The organism is Thermus tengchongensis, assembly GCF_021462405.1.
Lineage (GTDB): Bacteria > Deinococcota > Deinococci > Deinococcales > Thermaceae > Thermus > Thermus tengchongensis.
The window spans coordinates 24,517-40,723 of record NZ_JAKEDU010000002.1; the positions used below are offsets into that span (position 1 = coordinate 24,517).

Annotated in this window: 17 protein-coding genes; 10 read left to right on the forward strand and 7 right to left on the reverse strand. The window is 67.8% G+C overall.

The features are described from left to right. Positions 1-10: 10 nt before the first annotated feature. Positions 11-1,870, reverse strand: a complete 1,860-nt coding sequence (gene dnaK, locus L1087_RS02425; RefSeq protein WP_135259591.1) for a molecular chaperone DnaK — start codon at positions 1,868-1,870, stop codon at positions 11-13. Between the two features lie 125 nt (positions 1,871-1,995). Between dnaK and ftsH the strand changes: the two genes are divergently transcribed. After that, positions 1,996-3,879, forward strand: a complete 1,884-nt coding sequence (gene ftsH, locus L1087_RS02430) for an ATP-dependent zinc metalloprotease FtsH (RefSeq protein WP_234557483.1) — start codon at positions 1,996-1,998, stop codon at positions 3,877-3,879. 152 nt (positions 3,880-4,031) lie between these two features. Here ftsH and L1087_RS02435 read toward each other — a convergent pair whose 3' ends face one another. The 4 genes from L1087_RS02435 to L1087_RS02450 all read right to left on the reverse strand — a co-directional run bounded on the left by L1087_RS02435 (position 4,032) and on the right by L1087_RS02450 (position 6,793). Then, positions 4,032-4,325, reverse strand: a complete 294-nt coding sequence (locus L1087_RS02435; RefSeq protein WP_038031078.1) for an HU family DNA-binding protein — start codon at positions 4,323-4,325, stop codon at positions 4,032-4,034. Between the two features lie 122 nt (positions 4,326-4,447). Further along, a complete protein-coding gene (locus tag L1087_RS02440; protein WP_084584763.1) occupies positions 4,448-5,083 on the reverse strand; it encodes a lysophospholipid acyltransferase family protein in 636 nt (211 codons plus the stop codon). Positions 5,084-5,088: 5 nt separating this feature from the next. Next, entirely contained in the window at positions 5,089-5,769 is a 681-nt protein-coding gene (locus tag L1087_RS02445) for an endonuclease V (RefSeq protein ID WP_135259594.1), read from the reverse strand. Positions 5,770-5,920: 151 nt separating this feature from the next. Continuing rightward, positions 5,921-6,793, reverse strand: a complete 873-nt coding sequence (locus L1087_RS02450; RefSeq protein WP_234557485.1) for an SIS domain-containing protein — start codon at positions 6,791-6,793, stop codon at positions 5,921-5,923. Between the two features lie 19 nt (positions 6,794-6,812). On the opposite strand from L1087_RS02450, the gene L1087_RS02455 reads away from it, so the two are divergent. Continuing rightward, positions 6,813-7,574, forward strand: a complete 762-nt coding sequence (locus L1087_RS02455) for a class I mannose-6-phosphate isomerase (protein ID WP_234557488.1) — start codon at positions 6,813-6,815, stop codon at positions 7,572-7,574. On the opposite strand, the gene L1087_RS02460 is transcribed toward L1087_RS02455, so the two are convergent. Then, entirely contained in the window at positions 7,555-10,170 is a 2,616-nt protein-coding gene (locus L1087_RS02460; protein WP_234557490.1) for a BTAD domain-containing putative transcriptional regulator, read from the reverse strand. The two genes, L1087_RS02455 and L1087_RS02460, sit on opposite strands and share 20 nt — an antisense overlap. A gap of 68 nt (positions 10,171-10,238) precedes the next feature. Between L1087_RS02460 and aroA the strand changes: the two genes are divergently transcribed. Genes aroA through L1087_RS02500 form a run of 8 tightly spaced genes read left to right on the forward strand, consistent with a single transcriptional unit; the run spans position 10,239 to position 15,664 of the window. Further along, entirely contained in the window at positions 10,239-11,528 is a 1,290-nt protein-coding gene (aroA, locus tag L1087_RS02465) for a 3-phosphoshikimate 1-carboxyvinyltransferase (RefSeq protein ID WP_234557491.1), read from the forward strand. Beyond that, positions 11,513-12,139 carry a (d)CMP kinase gene (gene cmk, locus L1087_RS02470; RefSeq protein ID WP_135259599.1) on the forward strand — a complete coding sequence of 209 codons (627 nt, stop codon included), beginning with the start codon at positions 11,513-11,515 and terminating at the stop codon, positions 12,137-12,139. Before aroA ends, cmk begins: the two co-directional genes overlap by 16 nt. 2 nt (positions 12,140-12,141) lie before the next feature. Beyond that, complete coding sequence (locus tag L1087_RS02475) at positions 12,142-12,915, forward strand: CDP-alcohol phosphatidyltransferase family protein (RefSeq protein ID WP_234557492.1); 774 nt, start codon at positions 12,142-12,144, stop codon at positions 12,913-12,915. Beyond that, entirely contained in the window at positions 12,879-13,289 is a 411-nt protein-coding gene (locus L1087_RS02480) for an NUDIX domain-containing protein (protein WP_234557493.1), read from the forward strand. Before L1087_RS02475 ends, L1087_RS02480 begins: the two co-directional genes overlap by 37 nt. Then, on the forward strand, positions 13,286-13,990 hold the full coding sequence (gene tmpR / locus L1087_RS02485; RefSeq protein ID WP_038041559.1) for a bifunctional dihydropteridine reductase/dihydrofolate reductase TmpR: 705 nt from the start codon (positions 13,286-13,288) through the stop codon (positions 13,988-13,990). The genes L1087_RS02480 and tmpR overlap by 4 nt, the downstream gene beginning before the upstream one ends. Before the next feature lie 37 nt (positions 13,991-14,027). Next, positions 14,028-14,270, forward strand: coding sequence for a YlcI/YnfO family protein (locus tag L1087_RS02490; protein ID WP_038045473.1), 243 nt, complete (start codon positions 14,028-14,030; stop codon positions 14,268-14,270). Next, positions 14,254-14,673, forward strand: coding sequence for a PIN domain-containing protein (locus L1087_RS02495; protein ID WP_234557494.1), 420 nt, complete (start codon positions 14,254-14,256; stop codon positions 14,671-14,673). Before L1087_RS02490 ends, L1087_RS02495 begins: the two co-directional genes overlap by 17 nt. Before the next feature lie 13 nt (positions 14,674-14,686). Next, positions 14,687-15,664: a DHH family phosphoesterase gene (locus L1087_RS02500; RefSeq protein WP_234557495.1), complete on the forward strand. Its 978-nt coding sequence runs from the start codon at positions 14,687-14,689 to the stop codon at positions 15,662-15,664. Here the strand turns inward: L1087_RS02500 and L1087_RS02505 are convergent. Further along, entirely contained in the window at positions 15,661-16,200 is a 540-nt protein-coding gene (locus tag L1087_RS02505) for a Uma2 family endonuclease (RefSeq protein ID WP_234557496.1), read from the reverse strand. The genes L1087_RS02500 and L1087_RS02505 overlap by 4 nt on opposite strands. Positions 16,201-16,207 lie beyond the last annotated feature (7 nt).

Below are 16,207 nucleotides of genomic sequence, written 5' to 3' on the forward strand. Positions count from 1 at the left end.
CAGGGGGGCTTTAGTCGGCGGGCTTGTAGTCGGCGTCGATCACGTCGTCAGGGCCACGGCCGGAAGCCCCGGTGGCTCCGGCGGTGGCGGCCTTCTCGTAGGCCTCCACTGCCTTCAGAAGCTCCTCCGTGGCGGCCTTCAGCTCGGGGTCGGAGGCATCCTTCTCCGAAAGCTCCTTGGCCCTGGCGATGGCCGCCTCGAGGCGCGCCTTGGCCTCGGGGGTGCTCTGCTTCTCCTGGAGGATCCTCTCCGCCTGGACGCGGGTGGAGTCCAGGGTGTTCTTGAGCTCGGCGTGCTCCCGGCGGCGCCGGTCCTCCTCCGCGTGGCGCTTGGCCTCCTCGATCATCCGCTGGATTTCCTCCTCGGAGAGGGTGGTGGTGTTTTGGATGGTGATGGAGGCCTCCTTGCCCGTGGACTTCTCCTTGGCGGTCACGTGGAGGATGCCGTTGGCGTCGATGTCAAAGCAGACCTCAATCTGGGGAACCCCGGCGGGCATGGGGGGGATGCCCTCGAGGCGGAAGCGGCCCAGGCTCTTGTTGTCCGCGGCCATGGGGCGCTCGCCCTGGAGGACGTGGATCTCCACCGCGGTCTGGTTGTGCTCGGCGGTGGTGAAGATCTCGCACTTGCGGGTGGGGATGGTGGTGTTCCGGGGGATGAGGACGGTCATCACCCCGCCCTTGGTCTCCACCCCCAGGGAGAGGGGGGTGACGTCCAGGAGGACCACGTCCCGCACCTCGCCCATCAGCACCCCCGCCTGGATGGCGGCCCCCATGGCCACCACCTCGTCGGGGTTCACGGAGCGGTTGGGCTCCTTGCCCAAAAGCTCCTTCACCACCCGCTGTACCGCGGGCACCCGGGTGGCCCCGCCCACCAGGATCACCTCGTCGATCTGGCTCGGGGAGAGCCCCGCATCCTTCAAGGCCTGCTCCACCGGGCCCCTGAGGCGCTTCAGGAGGGGCTCGATGAGTTCCTCAAACTTGGCCCGGGTGAGCTTCTTCTCCAGGTGCAAGGGGGTCTTGCTGGCGGGGTCCAGGGCGATGAAGGGGAGGCTGATGGTGGTCTCCACGGTGCTGGAAAGCTCGATCTTGGCCTTCTCCGCCGCCTCGATGAGGCGCTGGAGGGCCTGGCGGTCCGCCTTGAGGTCCACCCCGTGCTCCCGCTTGAACTCCTCGGCCAGCCAGTTCACGATGGCGTGGTCCATGTCGCTGCCGCCCAGGTGGGTGTCCCCGGAGGTGGACTTCACCTCAAAGACCCCTTCGCCGATCTCCAGCACCGTCACGTCAAAGGTGCCGCCCCCCAGGTCGAAGACCAAGACGGTCTCGTTCCCCTTCTTGTCCAGGCCGTAGGCCAGGGCGGCCGCGGTGGGCTCGTTGATGATGCGCAGGACCTCGAGGCCTGCGATGCGCCCGGCGTTGGCCGTGGCCTCCCGCTGGGCGTTGTTGAAGTAGGCGGGCACGGTGATCACCGCCTTGGTGATCCTTTCCCCCAGCTTCTTGGAGGCGTCCTCCACCAGCTTGCGGAGGACCATGGCGCTGATCTCCTCGGGGGTGTAGAGCTTGCCCTTGATCTCCACCCTCACCCCGCCATCGGGTCCAGGGACCACCTTGTAGGGGACCCGCTTGGCCTCCTCCTGGACCTCCTCCCAGCGGCGGCCGATAAAGCGCTTGATCTCAAAGATGGTGCCCTCAGGGTTCAGGACTGCCTGGCGCTTGGCCATGCGGCCCACCAGGGTTTCGCCATCCCGGAAGGCCACCACGCTGGGGGTGGTCCTTTCGCCCTCCGCGTTCTCCAAGACCACGGGCTTACCGCCCTCCATGATGGCGATCACGCTGTTGGTGGTGCCCAGGTCAATGCCCACTGCCTTAGCCATAGCTACACCTCTCGTCTCAAGCATAGACCATGCCACATGAATAAGTCAAGAGACTTGAGCATGATCATATCATGGTGCCCTGGGCTACCCGGATTTCTCCCAGGGCGTGTACCCTAAGAGGAGACATGTTCCGGCTTCCCTTGAACTTCTTGGTCTTCGTGTTGGGCCTGCTCCTTTTGGCCTGGGCCTTCAGCCTGGCGGGTACGGTGGGGAACCCCGGGGGTGGGGTGAACTACACCACCTTCCTGGAGGACCTGCAGGCGGGTCGGGTGAAGGAGGTGGTGGTGCGGGCCGGGGAGACCCGCATCCAGGGCACCCTCACCGATGGCTCCACCTTCACCACCTACGCCGCCAGCCCCCCGGACAACCAGACCATCGAGGCCTGGATGCGCAAGGGGGTCAACGTGCGGGTGGAGCCCCCCCAGGGCCAAAGCCCTTTGGGCTTCCTGTGGCCCCTTCTCCTGGTGGGCCTTTTGGTGGGCGCCCTCTTTTACTTCTCCCGCAGCGGGCGCGCCGGGCCCTCGGACTCCGCCTTCAGCTTCACCAAGAGCCGGGCCAAGGTGCTCACCGAGGCCCCCAAGGTGACCTTTAAGGATGTGGCCGGAGCCGAGGAGGCCAAGGAGGAACTCAAGGAGATCGTGGAATTCCTGAAGAACCCCGCCCGCTTCCACGAGATGGGGGCCAGGATTCCCAAGGGGGTCCTGCTGGTGGGCCCCCCTGGGGTGGGGAAGACCCACATCGCCCGGGCGGTGGCCGGGGAGGCCAAGGTGCCCTTCATCACCGCCAGCGGTTCCGACTTCGTGGAGATGTTCGTGGGGGTGGGGGCGGCCAGGGTTAGGGATCTCTTTGAAACCGCCAAGCGCCACGCCCCCTGCATCGTCTTCATCGACGAGATCGACGCCGTGGGCCGCCGCCGGGGCGGGGGTGTGGGGGGCGGCAACGACGAACGGGAACAGACCCTGAACCAGCTCCTGGTGGAGATGGACGGGTTTGAAAAGGACTCCACCATCATCGTCATGGCCGCCACCAACCGGCCCGACGTCCTGGACCCGGCCCTCCTGCGCCCGGGGCGCTTTGACCGCCAGGTGGCCATCGATGCCCCTGATGTGAGGGGCAGGGAGCAGATCCTCCGCATCCACGCCCGGGGCAAGCCCCTGGCGGAGGACGTGGACCTGGCCCTTTTGGCCAAGCGCACCCCGGGCTTCGTGGGCGCGGACCTGGAGAACCTCCTGAACGAGGCGGCCCTCCTGGCGGCCCGGGAGGGCCGGAAGAAGATCACCATGAAGGACCTCGAGGAGGCTGCCGACCGGGTGATGATGGGGCCGGCCAAGAAGAGCCTGGTCCTCACCCCCCGGGACCGCAAGATCACCGCCTACCATGAGGCGGGGCATGCCCTGGCCGCCCACTTCCTGGAGCACGCCGACGGGGTGCACAAGGTGACCATCGTGCCCAGGGGGCGGGCTTTGGGCTTCATGATGCCCCGGCGGGAAGATATGCTCCACTGGTCCAGGAAGCGCCTTTTGGACCAGATCGCCGTAGCCCTGGCTGGACGGGCGGCGGAGGAGCTGGTCTTCGAGGACGTGACCACGGGGGCGGAGAACGACTTCCGCCAGGCCACGGAGCTGGCCCGGCGCATGATCACCGAGTGGGGCATGCACCCCGAGTTCGGGCCGGTGGCCTACGCCGTGCGGGAGGACACCTACCTGGGCGGGTATGACGTGCGCCAGTACTCTGAGGAAACCGCCAAGCGCATCGACGAGGCGGTGCGCCGCCTCATCGAGGAGCAGTACCAGCGGGTGAAGCACCTTCTTCAGGAAAAGCGGGAGGTCCTAGAGCGGGTGGCGGAGACCCTCTTGGAGCGGGAAACCCTCACCGCCGAGGAGTTCCAAAGGGTGGTGGAGGGCTTGCCCCTGGAGGAGGAGGCAAGCACTCCCCAGGAGCGTCCAGAAAAGGAAACTCCCCGGGTGGTGCCCAAGGTCAAACCAGGAGGAGCCCTGGGCGGGGCTTGATACCACCTCGCCTTGGCGAAAGCCAAGGTGGGGGCCCCGGAAAATCCTTGCCCCCACGGTGTTCTGGGATGCCTAGGGGCACGGCAGAGAGCGAAAGGGTAGTAGGCGTAATAAACCCGGAGGGCTTAAGCCCCCCGGGGGAAGGGAATACCTTACTTCTTGACCTTTTCCTTAAGGGCCTTGCCCGGCTTGAAGGCGGGATACTGGGTGGCGGGGATCTTGATCTTCTCCTTGGTGCCGGGCTTCACGCCGGTGCGGGCCTTGCGTTTGCGCACCTCAAAGGTGCCGAAGCCGGTAAGCTGGACCTTGTTCCCCCCTGAGAGGGCCTCTTCCACCTTGGAGAGGAACGCATCCACCGCTGCCTTCACGTCCTTCTTCTTGAGGCCCGTGGCGGCAGCCACCTGATCCACCAGATCCGCTTTGGTGACCGTTTTCTTTGCTGCCATTCTTCACCTCCTTCCTCTTTTCCCTTCCGCAGGGACTATATCACGCGAAAACGCGGGGGCGCAATAGCCAGAGCCATTTCTACCACCAAGTATAGCAATGTGTGATAACGAAAGTATTGCCTCTAGCGGTACCTGGGGGGAAGAAGTTCCCGTACCCGAGCCTCTATTTCCCGCGTCAGGCTTTCTAGCTCTGGGTGGGAGATCTTGCCGACCCTTGGAACGGGAATGGGCTTGCCGTAGATGACCCGGATGGGACGGCGAAGGCGGAAGAGCTTGTGCCCCACGGGCCAGGCCTCGTCCGTGCCCACCACCGCCACGGGCACCACGGGGCTTCCCGTGCGCAGGGCAATGGCCGCCACCCCGGTTTTGAAGGGCTGGAGCCTGCCCGTGCGGCTGCGGGTGCCTTCGGGGAAGATGCCGAAGGCCATGCCCCGTTCCAGGGCGCGGATGGCCCCCTTGATGGCGGAGAGGTCGCTTTGCCCCCGCTCCACGGGGATGGCGTAAAGCCGGGGCAAAAGCCAGGAGAGGAAGGGTAGGCGGAAGATGTCGGCCCGGGCCAGGAAGCTCACGGGCCGCCGCACCCCGGCCCCGATGACGATGGGGTCCAGGATGGAAAGGTGGTTGGCTGCCAGGATCACCGGCCCCTCCCGGGGGACGTTCTCCGCTCCCTCCACCCGGTAGCCAAAGAGGAGGTGGAGGAGGCCGCGGGCCACGGGCCAGGCCATCCGGTACACCAGGTTGGGCTGGGGGTTTTCCACGAGCGCTAGTCTAAGGCCCCCAGGGCCCGGCCTGCCTCGAGGTGGGCCAGGCGCAGGGGCTCAGGGAGGCGGAAGCGGGTGGGAAGGCGCCGCACGAAGGCCAGGGCTTCTTCCAGGCCTACGCGGTGGCCTGGGGAGACGAAGAGGGGCCTGACCCCGGTGCGGCTCCGGTAGGCGTACCCCAAGGGCTGGCCTTGGGGGGAGAGGAGCCTTACGGCGCTTCCCGCCTCCTGGGGGAGAGGGGCTTCCGGGCGGCCAAAGAGGAGGCTCTTCGCCACCCCCACGCTGGGCAGGTCCAGGTGCACCCCCAGGTGGCTGGCGATGCCCAGGCCCCGGGGGTGGGCGATGCCCTGCCCGTCCACCAGGAGGGCCTCCGGGGCTTCGGGGAGGTGCCTCAGGGCCTCCAGGTAGGCGGGGGCCTCGCGGAAGGAGAGGAGGCCCGGGATGTAGGGGAAGAGCTCCTCTTCCGGCACCTTCCCCCGGCCCACGAAGAGGGGGCCTCGCTCCAGGTGGTAGAGCACCGCCACCGCCACCAGGGGCTTTCCCTTTTTATGGGAGGCGTCCAAGGCGGCAAGGAGCCTCACCCCCTCCAGGCTTCCCTCAAGGACCACCCGCTGGGCCAGGGCCCTCTGCAGGGCAAGGGCCGCTTCCAGGCTTTCCGGTTTGGGAAAAGGGGGTGTTTCCACGGGCCTGATCTCCCCTAAGGTTCGGTGCGCTCCGCCGCAAGGAGAGGAAGCAGGGCAAGCCCGGTATTTGGAGGGCGCCCACTCCTGCGCGGCCTGGGGTGGGGGGGTTTCACCGGGGCCCCCACCCTGACGGAGTCGGGGTGGGGTGGCATCAGGTGGCCTCCCGCAGGCGCTCCAGCACCTCGGGGTCGGAGGGGTCCACCCCGTAGAGGAGGGCCAGGTAGTAGGCGGTCCAGGCCAGGCGGTACCAGAGGGCCACCGCCTGGGCGAGGCGGCTGCCTTCCGGGGGGGGCACCTCGGCCACCGCGTCCACCCGGGTTTCCAGGATTTCCTTGGCGAGCCTCACCGCCTCCCCCTCCCCTAGGAGGACGGCGGCCAGGGGGTCTCCCTGCTCGTGGCGGGCCTCGAGGCCCGTGAGGAAAAACTCCAGGGCGCTATGGGGTGGGGTGAGGGCCAGGCTTTTCCCGATGCGGGCGAAAAGGCTTTGCGCCGCTTCCTCCAAGGGACGGTAAAAGGGAGCGTAGAGGAGGGGGATCCGCTCCACCAGGGTGTAGGCCAGGAACTTGGCGGGGTTCTCCTCGAGGGGGATTTCCGGGGTGAGGCGTTTTCGTTCCTCCAGCAAAGCCCTATCCACCTCTGAGAGGGTTTCCTCCTGTCCCGTGGCCAGAAGGAGGAAGCGCAGGTAGCGGTAAGGGTTCAGGGGGCTAGGGGACAGGTAGACCTCAACCCCGGGGCGGAGGCCCACCTTGACCACCTGCACCCGCTCCGTTTCTGCCAGAAGGGAAAGGGCAGCGGCCTCTCCCAGGTCGTACCCTCCCTCCAGCACGAACAGGGTTCCCTCCTCCGTCCAGTCGGGAAGGCCGGACAGCCGGGCGGCGAAGTGGCCCTCCCCATAGCCCAAGGCGGCGTGGGGGCCGGGGTAGGCCTCCTTAGGCACGGGCCCCGAGCCCACCAGGTCCCTCAGCTCCAGGGCCAGGCCCCGCCGGTCGGCCAGGTAGGTTTCCTCGCGGTCCAGGTCGCGCATACCCCTTATGCTAACCCCCATGCGGCGCCTGAACCCCAAGCCGGTGGAAAGGGTCTGGGGGGGTAGCGCCCTGGGGTTCGGCCCCGGGGTGGGGGAGGTGTGGCTTGCGGAAGCGCCCCTTCTGGTGAAGCTTTTGGACCCGGCGGATTGGCTTTCCGTGCAGGTCCACCCTCCCCACGCCTACGCCCAAAGGGTGGAGGGAAAGCCCGGGAAGTACGAGGCCTGGTACGTCCTTGCCCCGGGGGAGATCGTCTACGGCTTTGCCCGGCGGGTGAGCCAGGAGGAGGTGCGGCGACGGGCTGAGGCGGGTACCCTGGACGCGGTGCTCCACCGGGTGCGGGTGGCCCCGGGCCAGGTGGTCTACCTCCCCGCGGGGGTAGTGCACGCCCTGGGCCCGGGGACGCGGGTCTACGAGGTGCAGACCCCCTCGGACCTGACCTACCGGCTTTACGACTACGGCCGTCCCCGGGAGCTCCACCTGGAGAAGGCCCTCGAGGTGGCCCTCCTGGAGCCTACCCCCCTGCCCGCCTTCGCCCCCGAGCCCGTGGCGGGGGGGGAGCGCCTTCTCCAGACCCCTTACTTTCAGCTGTACCGCTTCCCCCTCCGGGGGCGGCTACGGCTAAAGCCCCCCCTTGACCTCCTCCTCACCCTCCTGGAGGGGGAGGCCTGGCTTTCGGGGGAGGCCCTTCTTCCTCCTGCCACCTTCCTCCTGGAGCCGGGGGAGGAGGTCCAGCTGGAAGGAGAGGGGCTCCTTTTGGGGGCTAGCCCCGGAGGCGCCTGAGGAGGGCTTGCACCTGGGGGGAAGCCCTTTCCCCCAGCTCCTCCTTAAGCCGCTTTCGGTAGGCCTCCAGGAGCCTTTCCGCCCGGGCCCTTTGCCCTTGCTCCAGGCAGCGCTCCACCAAGGACAAGAGGGCCTCCTCGTCCAGGGGGTCCAGCTCCAAGAGGCGTTCCAGGAGGCGGGGTTCCCGCCTTTTCAGGAAAAGGGCCCGCACCCGGTGGAAGACCTCCTCCCGCTTGCGGTCCAGATGGGGGTGGTCCAGGCCGGAGAAGAGGGGCTCGCGGTAAAGGGCCAGGGCCCTCTCTGCGTCCTCCCGTTGCAGGGCCTCCTCCAAGGCGAAGAGGTCGGCCTCCACCCTCTTTAGGCCCTCTTCCCCCAGGTAGGTGGCCACCCCCCAGGGCTCCAGGAGCTTCCGCAGGCGGGCCAGCCAGACGTAGAGGTTGTTGAGGGCCGCCGCCTCAGGCATGTCCGGCCAAAGGGCGAAGGCCACCTCTTCCCGGGGCAGGCCCAGGAGGAGGAGGGCGAAGACCTCCCTGGCCTTGCCCCGGAGTTCTGCAGGCCCCAGGGGGGTGTGCACCTGGAAGGTGCCCAGGACCATCACCCTCAAGGGGGGGATTTCCTCGAGGCGGAGGGCGATGGCCTCTTTCCAGCCGCTTCGCAGCACCTCCCCTAAGGGGTAGGCCCGGGCCAGCTCCGGCCGGTTCCGGGGGAGGAGGCCTAGGGGCAGGAGGCCGGGGAGGACCCTTTCCCTGGCATCGGTCAGGGAGATCAGGGCCTCCAGGTCCCCCCCCTCCCGCAGGAGGCGGTAGCGGGCGGCCTGCCAGTAAAGCCGCTCCAGGCGCTCTTCCGGATAGGGGGGGAGGAGGGAAGGGTCCTGGCGCAACCGCGCCCGGGCCAGGCTGGGGAAGAAGCCGGAAAGGCCTTCAAGGAGGCCCTCGTCCCCCGTGAGCTCCGCCAGGAGGGCCCGGCCCTCCTCTGCCAGGTAGCGGTTTTCCCAGAGCTCCGCCTGGGCCACCAGGCGGCGGAGGGCTTCGGCATCCCCCTCCAGGTGGGCGAGGAGCATCCGGGCCTCGAGGCTCGCCAGGGGGCTTCCGGGCTCCTCCGCCGCCCGCTTCAGGTAGTCCCGGGCCTTCTCCCGTTCCCCCAAAAGGAGGTAGAACCGGCCCAGGTCCCGCAGGTGGCCGGGGAGTACAAAGGGGCGGGAGACCCTCAGGGAGCCTAAGGTTTCCTCCAGGGCCGCGATGCGCTTCAGAAGGGATCCTTTCAGCTCGAACTCCAGGAGGGCCAGGTTGAGGAGGGGGCTGGGGCGGAAGGGGCTACTTGGGGGAAGGCGCCGCAGGGCCTCCTCCAGGAGGGCCAGGGCTTCCTCGGGCCTTCCCTCCTCGTAGGGCACCCGGGCGGCGTCGTTCAGGAAGCGGCCCGCGAGCTCTTCGGGCACCCGCTCCAGGAGCCCCAGGCCCCGCTCCAGGTAGGCCCGGGCCCGGGGGAGGTCCTGGCCCAGCATGGGCTCCGCCAGGTAGTAGGCCAGGTGGCCGCAGGCGGTGAGGGCCACCCTCGGGTCTTCCGCCTCTACCAAGGGCTCCAGAAGGGGGAAGCCCTCCTTCTTACCGCACTGGAGAAGGGCCTCTCCCAGGCGCAGATGGGTCCGGGGGCCTCCTTGCCTGAGGAGGTCGGCGAAGCGGAGGAGCCGTTCCGCAGGAAGGTCTATCTGGATGGGCCGCTCCATGAGCTCCAGAAGCTCCCGGTGGAGCCCGGCCTCATAGAAGGCCTCCGCCAGAACCTCTGGAGGCAGCCTTCCCTCCGCCCGGCGCACCGCCTCCTGCACCTCGGGGAGGAGGTTTTTCCGGGCCATTTCCCGCAGGAGGTTGTGCAGGCGGAAGCCCTGGGGGAGGCGGCGGAGGAGGCCCCTTTGGAAAAGGCTTTCCGTGGCCGGGGTGGCGTGCGCTAGGGGCAGGTAGGGCAGGGCGGCCAGGAGGAGGCCTTCTTGCAGCTCTTCCGGCGATAGGCTCTCCCTAAGGCCCTGGAGGAGGGCCTGGGGCTTTGGGGGCTCCCCGGTGAGGGCCGAGAGGAAAAGGGGCAAGGGCCAGCCCCCCGTGGCCCGGTGGGCCTCCTCCCACCCTTCCCGGCCTGCGAAGAGGGTCTGGGCCTCCTCCGGGGTGAAGGCCAGGTCCTGCGCTCCCAGGTGCACCAGCCGCCCTTCCGCCAGGAGCTTGGGGAGTTCGGGGTAGGGGAGGGGTTTGCGGCTGGCCAGGACCAGGAGGCAGGGGAGGGTGCGCAGGAGGGGAGAAAGGTCTTCCTGCCCGCTGAGGTCCTCGAGGACCACCAGGCTGGGCACCTCCTGCAAGGCCGCCACCACCGCCCCCCAGGGCACTTCCTCGGGAAGGCCTAAGGAGCGGGCCAGGAGGGCCTTGGGCTCTCCCAGGAGGGCGCTGGCCCAAAGGGTGCGCAAGGGGAGCCTGGCGGCCAGCTGCCCTGCCAGGACGCTCTTGCCGAAGCCCGCGGGGGCCTCGAGGTGGATGGCGAAGCCCGGCCCCTCGGGCAGAAGGTCCAAAAGCCGCCTCCTTTCCAGGTAGACCGGGCTTTGCCACGCCAGGGCCATGGTTTGGGTCCATTGTAATCCCCAGCCGCCCTTGACCGAAGCCCCCAGGGCCAAGGAGACTAGGGGGCATGGACCGCGCCTTTTTGGACCTGGCCCCCTGTGGCCCCCTGCGGGGTGCCTTGCGGGTGCCGGGGGACAAGTCCGTGACCCACCGGGGCCTCATGCTCCTGGCCCTGAGCGAGGGGGAAGGGAGGCTTTTCTACCCCTTGAAGGCCGGGGACACCCTCTCCACCGCCCGCGCCCTTCAGGCCTTGGGGGCGGAGATCGCGGAGGAAGGCCCCCACTTCCGGGTGCGAGGGCGGGGCCTAAGCCTTAAGGAGCCGGAAGACGTTCTGGACTGCGGCAACGCCGGCACCCTCATGCGCCTCCTCTTGGGCATCCTGGCGGGGCAGGAGGGGCTTTTCGCCGTGCTCACCGGGGACGCCTCCTTGCGCCGCCGTCCCATGGGCCGGGTGGCCGAGCCCCTCCGGGCCATGGGGGCCTCCATAGAGGGAAGGGAAGGGGGTAAAAAGGCCCCCCTGGCGGTGCGGGGAAGGGCCCTAAACGGGATTTCCTACACCCTTCCCGTGCCCAGCGCCCAGGTGAAAAGTGCCCTCCTCCTGGCCGGACTTTTTGCCGAGGGCGTCACGGAGGTGGTGGAGCCTGTGCCCACCCGGGACCACACGGAAAGGCTTTTCCGTCACTTCGGGCTTCCCTTGGAAGCCGAGGGCCCGCGCATCCGCACCCGTAGGGCCGACCCCTTCCCTGCCAGGGACCTCACCGTGCCCGGGGACTTCTCCTCGGCGGCCTTTTTCCTGGTGGCGGCCCTGGTCACCCCGGGCTCCGAGGTGGTGGTGGAGGGGGTGGGCCTGAACCCCACCCGTACTGGCCTTCTCAAGGTGCTCCAGGAGATGGGGGCCGACCTGGAGTGGCGGGTTTTGGAAGGGGAGGCGGGGGAGCCCGTGGGCTGGATACGCGCTCGCTATAGCCCCCTGAAGGGAGTTTCCGTGGACCCCGGCCTCATCCCCCTCATGGTGGACGAGGTACCCGCCCTGGCCGCCGCCGCCGCCTGGGCGGAAGGGGAAACCCACATACCGAACCTTTCCGAGCTCCGGGTGAAGGAGTCGGACCGGGTGAGGGCCATCGCCCACAACCTGAGGGCCCTGGGGGTGACGGTGGAGGAGGGGCCCGACTGGCTCCGCATCCAGGGGGGCGGGGTGCAAAGAGGGGAGGTGGAGCCCTTCCACGACCACCGCATCGCCATGGCCTTTGCCGTGGCGGGCCTGCCCGTGGGGGTCAGGGTCTGGGAGCCCCATTGGGCGGAGATCTCCTACCCCGGCTTTTTCGGGGACCTCCAGCGGCTATGCGCGGGATCGTGACCATCGACGGGCCCTCGGCCTCGGGGAAGAGCTCCGTGGCCCAAAGGGTGGCCCTGGCCTTGGGGGTGCCCTACCTCAGCAGCGGCCTCCTCTACCGGGCGGCGGCCTTTTTGGCCCTCAGGGCGGGGGTGGACCCGGGGGACGAGGCGGGGCTTCTGGCCCTTCTGGAAGGTTTTCGTGTGCGCCTCCTGCCGGAAAGGGAGGGTAACCGGGTGCTGGCGGATGGGGAAGACCTTACCCCCTTCCTCCACACTCCCGAGGTGGACCGGGTGGTCTCCCAGGTGGCCCGCCACAAGGGGGTGCGGGCCTGGGTGAACGCACGCCTCAAGGAGGTGCCCCCTCCTTTCGTGGCCGAGGGGCGGGACATGGGGACGGCAGTCTTCCCGGAAGCGCCCCACAAGTTCTACCTCACTGCCCGTCCCGAGGTGCGGGCCAGGAGGCGGGCCAAGGAGCGGCCCCAGGACTACGAAGAGGTGCTACGGGACCTCCTCCTAAGGGATGAGCTGGACCGGGGTCAAAGCGCCCCGGCCCCCGATGCTTTGGTCATCGACACCAGCGAGATGGGCCTCGAGGCGGTGGTGGCCCGGGTGCTCTCCCACATCCAGGACTGACCATGGTGCCGGGAGCCAAGGAGAGGCCTGTTCAGGAGTTCCTAAATGTCCTCCTCTACCGCCCCTTGGCCCACCTGGTGGTCCTCCTCCTCTTCCGCACCCCCATCCGCCCCCACCACCTGGTCCTCTTTCACACCGGCCTTGTCCTCCTGGCCGCTTGGCTTCTGGTCCTAGGCCGGGACCTCCCGGCGGCCCTCCTCCTCCAGCTCAAGACCGTTTTGGACAACGCCGATGGCCAGCTGGCCCGCCTGCGGGGGGAGGTCACGGAGCTTGGGCGCTACCTGGACACGGAGCTGGACCTTCTGGGCAACCTGGCCCTTTTCCTGGCGCTGGGGGCGCGCACCGGGGCCTGGGGCTTGGCCCTTTTGGCCTTCTTGGTCTTCACCCTGGTCCAGTCCTATGACTTCAACCTGGAAAGGCTTTATAAGGAGGTCCGGGGGTTTCCCCTTGGGGCGGAGCGGCGCGACCCCGATGGGCCTCTTCTCCGCCTCCTGCGGGGGATTTACCGCCTCCTCTTCCTGCCCCAGGACCGGGGGATCACCGCCTGGGAGCGCTACCTCCAGGCCCGCTTCCGCCTAGACCCCCAGCGCTTCTGGGACGAGGCTGCCGTGGCCGGGGTGGTGAACCTGGGCCTCACCACCCAGCTCTTCTTCCTGGGGGTGTTTTTGGTTTTCCACCAGCCTGGGGCCTACCTCACCTTCGTCCTTCTCCAGGGCCTGTATCTTGGCCTCTGGTACCTATGGAGGATCATCCGCGCTATCCCATCCCCACGGTAGGGGCCCTGGTGGAGCAGGCCGGCCGGGTGCTCCTGGTGCGCACGGCCAAGTGGCGGGGGCTTTGGGGGGTGCCTGGGGGAAAGGTGGAGTGGGGGGAGGGCCTGGAGGAGGCCCTGAGGCGGGAGTTCTGGGAGGAGGTGGGCCTCAGGCTTTCCCGGGTGCGCTTCGCCCTGGTGCAGGAAGCTATCTTCAGCCAGGAGTTCCACAAGCCCACCCACATGCTCCTCCTCAACTACTTCGCCGAAGCCGAGGGCGTGGTGCGCCCCAACGAAGAGATCCTGGAGTGGGCCTGGGTAAAGGCGGAGGAGGGGCTTTCCTTCCCCCTAAACACCTTCACCCGCAAGCTTTTGGAGCGGTACTTGGAGGAGGTATGAGAACCGCCCTGGTCACGGGGAGCGCCAAGGGCATCGGCCGGGCCATCCTCCTGGCCCTGGCCAAGGAGGGCTACGCGGTGGCGGTGCACTACCGCACCTCGGAAGGGCTGGCGGAGGCCACGCGCCAGGAGGCGGAAGCCCTTGGGGTAAAGGCCATCAAGGTGCGTGCCGACCTCACGGAGGAGGCGGAGGTGGCGGCTCTGGTGGAGGAGGTGCGCTACCACCTGGGGGGGATCGGCGTTCTGGTGAACAACGTGGGGGACTACCTCTACAAGCCCATCGAGGAGGTTTCCCTGGAGGAGTGGCGCTGGATTTTGGACTCCAACCTGACCAGCACCTTCCTCCTTACCCAGAAGGTCCTGCCCCTCATGGTGGCCCAGGGCTTTGGCCGCATCGTGAACCTGGGCTACGCCGGGGCGGGAAACCTCCTGGCCCGGCCCCACATCACCCCCTACGCCATCGCCAAGACCGGGGTAGTCCTCTACACCAAGGCCATCGCCAAACGCTTTGCCGGAGCGGGGATCACCGCCAACGTGGTGGCCCCGGGGGTGGCGGAAAACTCCGTGTCCAAGCCCCTTCACGAGATTCCCATGGCCCGGCTGGCCCTCCTGGAGGAGATCGCCCGGGCGGTGCTCTTCTTCGTGCGGGAGCCTTACGTGACGGGGCAGGTCCTCGAGGTGGCGGGGGGGTGGAACTTATAGCCGGGCCTTGCACGCAATGATGTGCTAAGTTGAGGGCATGAGTCGGAATCTGACTCTGAGGCTTTCCCCCGAGCTGGTGCGCCGGGCCCGGGCTCTGGCCCTCAAGCGGGGCTTGAGCCTAAACGCCTGGGTAGCGGAGCTTTTGGAGAGGGAGGTGGAGCGGGAGGAGGGTCTAGAAGAAGCCTTTGGTCGGCAACTCTCCTGGATGCGTCAGGGGATCCTGGATACCGGGGGCATGCCCTTGCCCTCCCGGGAGGAGGTGCATGATAGAGCCCCCTGAGTTTGTGGATACCAACGTTTTGGTCTACGCTTACGACCGCTCCTCCCCGGCCAAACGGGACCGAGCCGTGGCGCTCTTAGAGCGCCTTATGGGGGAAAGGCGCTTGGCGTTATCCCTTCAGGTGCTTCAGGAGTTCTACGTGGTCACCACCCGGAAGCTTCCAACCCCCCTGTCCCCGGAGGTGGCCCGCCAGGTCTTGACCGACCTCGGTAAGGCCTGGGTGCATGAGCCCACCCTAGGGGATATCCTTAAGGCCACTCACCTGGCAGAGCGCCACCGAATCTCCTTCTGGGATGCCCTCATCCTGCAAAGCGCCCGGGCCCTAAAGGCCCGGGTGGTGTGGAGCGAGGGCCTCCACCCTGGGGCCTATGGAGGCCTCGAGGTGAGAAACCCCTTTGCGTGATAGGTTGGGGCCTATGGACGGGAACGCTCCCGAACCCAAGTACTGGGAAAAGATGCGCCTGGTGGCCGAGGTCTTGAAGGCGGTGGAGGGTCCCATCTACATCGCCACCCACGTGGACCCCGATGGGGATGCCATCGGTAGCTCCTTGGGCCTCTACCGGGCCCTGAAGGCCCTGGGCAAGGACGCCCGCTGGGTGGCCGAGCCCCCCCGCTTCCTGCGCTTTTTGCCCAAGGAGGAGGAGTACTCGGACCCCGTGGAAAAGCTCCCCGTGGGGGCCACCCTGGTGGCCTTGGACAGCGCCGAGCCTTCCCGGGTGGTGGGGGTGCCGGTGGAGGGGTTCGTCATCAACATCGACCACCACGGCACCAACCCCCGCTTCGGCCACATCGCCGTGGTGGACCCCTCCAAGGCGGCCACCGCCCAGATGGTGAAGGATCTCATCGACCTTCTAGGGGTGGAATGGACGGCGGAGATTGCCACCCCTGTCCTGACCGGCATCCTCACCGACACCGGCAACTTCCGCTTCGCCAACACCACCCCCGAGGTTCTGCGGGTGGCGGCGGAGCTGGTGGGCTACGGGGTGAAGCTGGCCGAGCTCACGGACCGCCTGCAATTCCGCCCCCCTTCCTACTTCCGCCTCATGGGCCAGGTGCTTTCCACCGTGGCCTTCCACTTTGGGGGGCTTCTCGTCACCGCCCACCTTCCCGAGGATGCTAAGCGGGAGGAGGAGGACTCCGACGACTTCGTGGGCCTCATCCGCTACGTGGAGGGGAGCGTGGTCTCGGCCTTCTTGCGCAAGCGGGAGGAAGGGGTGAAGGTGTCCATCCGCTCCCGGGGTGGGGTTTCCGCCCAGAACATTGCCGTGAAGCTGGGGGGAGGGGGGCATGTGCCTGCCGCCGGGGCCACCTTAAAGAACGTTGACCTGGACCGGGCCTACGAGCGGGTCCTCGAGGCGGTGGCGGAGGAGCTCAAGCGGGCGGGGTACCTCTAGGGCCTGGGGGGGCGCCAGACAAGGGAGGGGGCCCCTAGGCCCTCGGGTGCCACCTCCTCTCCTGGCTCCACCAGGCGCTTTAGACGGTAAAGGCCTCCCCGGGGCTCCCGGTAGACTTCCAGTAGGCCGGTTTCCCCGTCCACCAGCCAGCTTTCCGGGATGCCCGCTTGGGCGTAAAGGGCCAACTTCCTTTCGTCCGCGTCCTTGGTGGTATACGCCACCTCTACCACCAGGAGGATGTCCTTTGGCTCGGGAAAGGACTGGACGTAGAAGTCCTCGCGGGGCTTTAGGAGGGCGATGTCCGGCTGGGGAACCGAGTAGGGGTTGAGGAGGATGGGGTTCTGCACCGAGACGATGGCCCGGTCCCCGTAGAGCCTTTCCAGGGTTTTGCTCAGGTAGGTGACCAGGCTGGCGTGGCCGCTGCCGATGGGGGCCATTTCGTAAACCTCCCCGTCCAGGAGTTCCAGACGCACCCCCTCCGGGGCCCGTTCCGCGAGGGCCAGGAACTCCTCCACCCGGATGCGGTACCGGAGCATAGCCCCA

Excerpts from the sequence above, each read along its gene's own strand:
- L1087_RS02490 (WP_038045473.1), top strand. The coding sequence starts at position 14,028 with ATGAGTCGGAATCTGACTCTGAGGCTTTCCCCCGAGCTGGTGCGCCGG.
- L1087_RS02455 (WP_234557488.1), top strand. The coding sequence starts at position 6,813 with ATGCGGCGCCTGAACCCCAAGCCGGTGGAAAGGGTCTGGGGGGGTAGC.
- L1087_RS02495 (WP_234557494.1), top strand. The coding sequence starts at position 14,254 with ATGATAGAGCCCCCTGAGTTTGTGGATACCAACGTTTTGGTCTACGCT.
- L1087_RS02460 (WP_234557490.1), bottom strand. The coding sequence starts at position 10,170 with ATGGCCCTGGCGTGGCAAAGCCCGGTCTACCTGGAAAGGAGGCGGCTT.
- L1087_RS02505 (WP_234557496.1), bottom strand. The coding sequence starts at position 16,200 with ATGCTCCGGTACCGCATCCGGGTGGAGGAGTTCCTGGCCCTCGCGGAA.
- L1087_RS02475 (WP_234557492.1), top strand. The coding sequence starts at position 12,142 with ATGGTGCCGGGAGCCAAGGAGAGGCCTGTTCAGGAGTTCCTAAATGTC.
- L1087_RS02450 (WP_234557485.1), bottom strand. The coding sequence starts at position 6,793 with ATGCGCGACCTGGACCGCGAGGAAACCTACCTGGCCGACCGGCGGGGC.
- L1087_RS02435 (WP_038031078.1), bottom strand. The coding sequence starts at position 4,325 with ATGGCAGCAAAGAAAACGGTCACCAAAGCGGATCTGGTGGATCAGGTG.
- ftsH (WP_234557483.1), top strand. The coding sequence starts at position 1,996 with ATGTTCCGGCTTCCCTTGAACTTCTTGGTCTTCGTGTTGGGCCTGCTC.
- dnaK (WP_135259591.1), bottom strand. The coding sequence starts at position 1,870 with ATGGCTAAGGCAGTGGGCATTGACCTGGGCACCACCAACAGCGTGATC.
- L1087_RS02500 (WP_234557495.1), top strand. The coding sequence starts at position 14,687 with ATGGACGGGAACGCTCCCGAACCCAAGTACTGGGAAAAGATGCGCCTG.
- L1087_RS02480 (WP_234557493.1), top strand. The coding sequence starts at position 12,879 with ATGGAGGATCATCCGCGCTATCCCATCCCCACGGTAGGGGCCCTGGTG.
- tmpR (WP_038041559.1), top strand. The coding sequence starts at position 13,286 with ATGAGAACCGCCCTGGTCACGGGGAGCGCCAAGGGCATCGGCCGGGCC.
- aroA (WP_234557491.1), top strand. The coding sequence starts at position 10,239 with ATGGACCGCGCCTTTTTGGACCTGGCCCCCTGTGGCCCCCTGCGGGGT.
- cmk (WP_135259599.1), top strand. The coding sequence starts at position 11,513 with ATGCGCGGGATCGTGACCATCGACGGGCCCTCGGCCTCGGGGAAGAGC.